Source organism: Enterococcus sp. C65 (genome assembly GCF_040887165.1).
Lineage (GTDB): Bacteria > Bacillota > Bacilli > Lactobacillales > Enterococcaceae > Enterococcus_B > Enterococcus_B hirae.
This window is the reverse complement of record NZ_JBFOFG010000019.1, coordinates 1-5,949: the sequence shown is the minus strand read 5'-3', so window position 1 is coordinate 5,949 and position 5,949 is coordinate 1. Positions and strand designations below refer to the sequence as shown.

5 protein-coding genes are annotated in these 5,949 nt (G+C 28.7%); 1 reads left to right on the top strand and 4 read right to left on the bottom strand.

Annotation, left to right across the window (positions count from 1 at the left end; genetic code table 11):
* On the bottom strand, positions 1-325 hold a 325-nt coding region (locus AB3I12_RS13210; RefSeq protein ID WP_368015668.1), incomplete at its 3' end, for a hypothetical protein.
* Between the two features lie 417 nt (positions 326-742).
* On the opposite strand from AB3I12_RS13210, the gene AB3I12_RS13205 reads away from it, so the two are divergent.
* Positions 743-2,206: a helix-turn-helix domain-containing protein gene (locus tag AB3I12_RS13205; RefSeq protein WP_063627477.1), complete on the top strand. Its 1,464-nt coding sequence runs from the start codon at positions 743-745 to the stop codon at positions 2,204-2,206.
* Between the two features lie 275 nt (positions 2,207-2,481).
* On the opposite strand, the gene AB3I12_RS13200 is transcribed toward AB3I12_RS13205, so the two are convergent.
* From AB3I12_RS13200 to AB3I12_RS13190, 3 genes are all read right to left on the bottom strand, one after another.
* On the bottom strand, positions 2,482-3,885 hold the full coding sequence (locus tag AB3I12_RS13200) for a helix-turn-helix domain-containing protein (RefSeq protein WP_368015667.1): 1,404 nt from the start codon (positions 3,883-3,885) through the stop codon (positions 2,482-2,484).
* Between the two features lie 455 nt (positions 3,886-4,340).
* Positions 4,341-4,931, bottom strand: a complete 591-nt coding sequence (locus AB3I12_RS13195; RefSeq protein ID WP_063627479.1) for an AraC family transcriptional regulator — start codon at positions 4,929-4,931, stop codon at positions 4,341-4,343.
* A gap of 10 nt (positions 4,932-4,941) precedes the next feature.
* Entirely contained in the window at positions 4,942-5,139 is a 198-nt protein-coding gene (locus AB3I12_RS13190) for a hypothetical protein (RefSeq protein ID WP_063627480.1), read from the bottom strand.
* Positions 5,140-5,949: the final 810 nt, after the last annotated feature.

The window sequence follows — 5,949 nt, the reverse complement described above, 5'->3', positions numbered from 1 at the left end:
GATTCTGTACTGCTGTTAGAGCCTCGTTTGCTTCTGTTTCGTTTACTTCCGTAGTATTTACGGTGTTTTCTGTAGTAGTTTCTTCTGTAGAATTAGTTTGTTCTTCCGTTCCACTTGTTACTTTTTCTAACCCTGAAGTCATTGATTCTTTTAGTACAGAGTTGGTTTCTTGTGTGGTTGCGACTTTTTTATCTCCAAGTAACGTCTCAGCATAGGATAATACTGGAGTTGATAAACTTGAAAATAAAATAAGGCCTGCCGTCGAAGCAGAAACAACCTTTCGAACGTGATGTTTTCCTTTCTTATTTTTCTTCATTTTTTTCATTATTTAAACCTCCTAATAGTTTACAAATTCTTTTAGCGTAAAAGTAAAAAGAATTTATGCCCGCATTTTAAAGAAAAAAACAAAAAAAAATTATGATAAATTTTAACTTTCTATAAATCAACAATAATCACAGCAATTTATTACTTATCAATTATTTTCTAATAAATTTTTCTTTCTACTTAAATTGTTTAATTTTTTTCTGAGAGATCTTGATAACTAACTTCCTTTTTTATTTTAAAAATTGCTGCTATTACCACAATTTTTTTACTATTTAGCTCATTTTTCTCTTGACCGTTTCTTTGGATATAAAAAAAACGTCATGATTATTTTTATCTTTCATTCTAAAAAAATAATTAATATAAAATGAAACGCTCGCTGGATAAAATTTCTTATGTATTTTGGAATGGGGGATTTTATATGCAATTTATAATGGAAACCGCTGCTTTAAGACAATTAGCAATTTTGAAGAAAATTTTATGTTCAACAGAGCCTCTCTCGTTGATACAATTAGCTGAAGAAAATGAGGTTGTCCTTACTACAATAAAAAATGATCTAGCCGTTTTAAAAGAAATGACAGAAAATAAATGGAACTTTACCATAAAAGATAGGAAAGTTTATTTACAAAAACCACTAAACGAAGATTATGACACAGTTTACAAAAAATATTTAGTCGAAGGGTTTATGTATAAATTTTTAGCCATCACCTTTCGTACGAATAAGCCTAGTTCAGTGATCATTTGCCAACAGCTGTATGTTAGTCATTCACATTTCTATAAAAAAATAACTAAATTACAAAAAATGTTACCTGAAAATGTCACTATTGATTTAAATTCATTGACCTTAGTTGGGGATGAATTAAAGATAAGATGTTTATATTATTCTTTGATTAAGTTTTCTGGTAGACCAGAAGATTTTTGTATCTACAATGAAGATTTCAATAATGAATTAAAATGGTTGAAAAAAATCGAACATACTTTTGATGTGAATTTTTCTTTATATTTAGAAAAATTGTATGCTGTTTGGTTGGTCATCTGTACCCGTAGATATAGGCAAAAACCAATCAAACTAACGAATTTTACATTGTCAATTATTAATCCAGTTCAGCAATTCATCCGAGAGAAATTAAAAACTGCAGCAAAAGAGCAACGACTGCTGAGTGAAGATGAATTATTAGCTAGAACATTGATATGGTATATTTATCCTTTTCCATATTATGAAAATAGCCAGTTAGCCACAAGTGCACTAAACAAATATCAAGACCAACTCAAAAAGAGTTATTCTTTCGCTAAGGAGTTATTAGATATTCAAGATAGTGACATAAATGCTGACAAAAGAGAACTAATGCTTTATATCATTGACACCTTGTACATTTTACCGATTGCAGAAGTCTTGATTACTATTCAAGGAGAAAAATATGAATTTCCACCTGTCCCTTCTTTTTTACCTTTAAAACTAGTAATCGAAAAAATAACAGAAGTCAATAAACATCTGGCCTATGGGCTTTCGACTTATCAAATGAACATTCTAGCAAAAATAATTACTCATCGACTCTCCTGTTCTTTAACCGAATCCTCAGTTCGTCCTATTATTATTAATATTCATAGTAAATTCGGTCTTACCATTGAAAAGGATATTGCTAAATTGATTCGTTCAAAATATAAAGAATTTGTACAGATACAAGATTCCCATACAATCGCTACCTTAAAGCCAGATATCATTATTTTTGATTATCCAGAAATCAATATATTTTACCAAAAGAACAAAAAAAATTCTTGTACTTTTTTAGCTTGGGAAAGTCCCAATACTTCTAAAAACTGGCAGGAACTTGATGTAGCCATTACAAGTTTGATTTATCAACAAATTGATAACCAAGCTTTTTAACCAGTAGATATGAAATAGATGATAATAGCTATCCATCATAGTTAATAAATTTTTCGAAAAATATTGGGGTAGACGAAAGAGTGTGAGACAAAAGTAAAGATACTTTTTATTTCACACTCTAAGTACATATAAACGATGGGAGCAGAAGCAACAAGTATAACCGTATCCCATTCATAAATCATAACCACCCTTCAAAAAGGTGATTGTGATTTATTGGAGTTCATACTTCTATACTCACTTCTTTATATTTGCTACTCACATCTTTTGTTTTCCACTTAAAATAATCGATTGATATAATCCATAAAATCAGTTAATAACATGTATTTTTTCGTGGGGTCATTCATTAAGCGCGTATCATCTATTAGATAAACAGAATCTGTGGAAGAGTCATCAGTAGGATATTCAAACAACGACATCAATTTATTTGTCATTAAGTTTTCTGTTTTTAAGCCTAAAATAGATTTATAAATAAATCTTTTAGTGTGCATTTCCCTTCTCGTATTTTGATTATAAAAATCAATCACAAAGCTAATTAACTTGATACATACCTCTTGTTTGACGACATTAGCACTATCTGTTGCTAAAGTTTCTTCCCATAATTTTTTTACCCGCTCATAATTAATACTTAAGTTTTTATACACAAATTGATATAAATCTAAATAGTTTTTCCAAGTGATCAAGAAATAGTCAATATAAGTTAAAATAAATTCAATTGAAAATTCTAAAGAAACCGTCATTTGTTTCAATTCCTCATGATTATCAATCATCTTTAGTAATTTTGAGGATAATTTTTCAACTTTTTCGCTTATCTCTTGTTTATTTATAAAGTTTCTTTGAAAATAAAATGCATCTTGCTTCGTTTCAAAATTTAAAATTAAGCTAGTAAGTCCGAGGTATAACTCCATAATCTCTCTATGGGTAACTTTTTTCATGCCCAAACTTTTACACACAGATTTTCCAATTGTAAAAAAGTTTTCGTCTATCTGAAACGGGAATTCTTTATTCTTATCTTTATCCATTACGACGATACTTTTTTTATTTAAAATATAGTTAAAATTCAAACAAGTCATGAGCCAACGACTAAATAAAATGTCACTAGAGTGACCACTGAGAATACCATACTCTGCAAAAATAATGTGTACTTGTTGCTTGAGCGTACTCTCACTTGGAGAAAAAGGTAACTGCTCATAGATTTGATTGGATAAGGAAAGAAATTCATAAAACAAATTTTTTATTAAACGTTCTGATCCATTTAAATAGACTCCCTTTCTAATGCTAATGGAGATATTGTAAATACCTAATTGCTCATTAAATTTTTTTATTATCTTGTACAAATGAGAAGTACTAAGATAAAGATGTTGTGCTAAGGCTTCTACAGTGTAAACTTTTGATTTCATAAATAACGCCTCTAACAATCTGTAGCCATTATCATGAACCGAATAAAAATTGATGATTTGTTCCATTGTACATTCATTTTCCAGCAGGGTAACTTCATTATTTTTTATTTCGATCAATACGACTGTTTTTAACTCATTGTTGATTTCTTTGATCAGGCTCCTGAGCGTTACTTGACTCAAGCCTAATTGATTTTGTAATTGCGTTAAAGTAATCTTTTCCCCTTTTCCCTTAAAAAGAATCACTCTAAAAATAGCTAATTTGTTCTCATTTTTTTTCTCCAACAAGAAAAACATATCAACCTATCCCCCCTCTTTATTATTTTAACAAAAAATGATTTTTTGTACTATTTTGAAGTATATTGTCAAAATGAGACTCGTTTTTATTTTTAGAATGGACTAATTTTCCACACTCTTTTTGTTTTAGAGAAAGGGACAAATAATGATCAACGATCAGTTTTGGAAAGTGTATGGAAAATTAGTAGCTAATCCAGTTAAGTTAAATAGAAACCTAACTAAAAATAAACTAAATCAGATGGAAAGAGAGTTAGATCAGGTAACCCAATTCATTTTGTTTTGATGAGAAAAAAGATAAATTTGATTATGGTGTGGTAGATAATAAAACAGTCTCTGATCATATTGACGAAGGATTTGCTAATGCTTGAATAAATCAAACTATAGTAATAATTACCATTGAAATTGGGCAAGAGAAAGAAGTGAGTGAAGAAACTTCTTTCTTTTTAGTCTATGGATTTGATAAAACTTGAATATTTATCCTTGCTTTTAAATTTTATAATTTTATTTTTTCGATATTGAGCAAGTGACATTTTAGTATATTTTTTGAAAACCTTTGAAAAATAACTTTGATCAGTATAATGTAATCTCATTGCAATTTCTATTATAGTTAAATCTGTAGAAGTAAGTAAATATTTAGAAAACTCTATATTTTCTTGGTTTATGAAACTTTTCAAACGCATACCAGTTATACTTTTAAAATGATATGATAAATATTCTGGTGAAAGATGAAAATGATTTGCTATGTAAATAATTTTTAAATTATTATCAATGTTGTTTTTAACATAATTTATAATTTTATTTGCTAAAGGTGAATTATATTTATAAAATTTTGTATTTTCAATTAATAACATAAAATTTTCAACAATTTCACATATAAATTGTATCGGTTCCACTTTTAATTCTTTAAAATCTAATCCCAAATATGTATCTGATAATGAATAAGCTTCTTTTTCACAGACTCCTTCTACAATAGCAATTCGCGTAAGCAGTGTGATAATTGCTATTGTGTAATATATTATATAATAAATTATCAAAACTCTTAGTTTACATATGGGAAAATATTTTTTTAATTAAAACTCGCACTCGTTTGTAGTCACATGAAATAACTGTTTGAACAATTAGCAATTCAAACTCTCTTTTCTCTTGGTAGAAAGTCTCTCCATTTAAAAGTGCTTGTGCATAAAGTTGGTGTAATTCGGCAACCTTTTTATCAAAGGAAATTAACTTTTTTTCTAATATCATATAGCTCCTCCATTATTACTATTTGTCTTAAATATATATTAAATTATAACAAGAAAGAGAAAAAAATAAGGAAAAATCCAAATAATTTTAGGAGGAACTTATTATGCTCAAAAAACTAGTAACAAGTACTGTAATGTTGTTGGCCTTGTCGCCAGCTACTACTGGAGTACTATCATCAACTGAGGTATCCGCTGATACAGTTAGTTCTAATACTGTAGCCACGTGAGCTTTATGGTCGACTACATGCAGGAATGGGAATTAAAACATTAAATCTAGGGGAAATAGAGTATGTTATTCCCAATTTTGTAGTGCTTAACGTAATTAATGGGACCCAGAGAATTTGATTTGGTTTGCTGCACTCACTAATGGAAAAAACGGGAAACTAGTTAGTGATTGGAAAGAATTTAAACATGGTACTAATTCTTTATTTTTAAATATTGATAAAACTCAAGTTCAGGTAGGAGATACGCTGCAGCTTGTGTTACATGCAAACTCAGGTAAAGGTATTATTACATTGATAGCGGGTCAATGAACATGAATCTTTGAGTCGTATTATTACTCATTTAGCTAATGGATTATTTTTAGAATTTAATAATAGTAATACATATAGACTACCTACATTAATTTCTTTAGATGAAAAGAAAAAACAGTTAACAAATTTTTTAGACAATCAATAGTGAGGAACAAAGCTTCTTTTGTAAGAGAAATTGTTGATTAGTCATTCTTGCCTATTGCTGAAGTAAATGAGTTAATAAACCAATTTATATTTTGGCCCGAATTGAACAGAGTGGAACAATAGTCAGAAAAAAT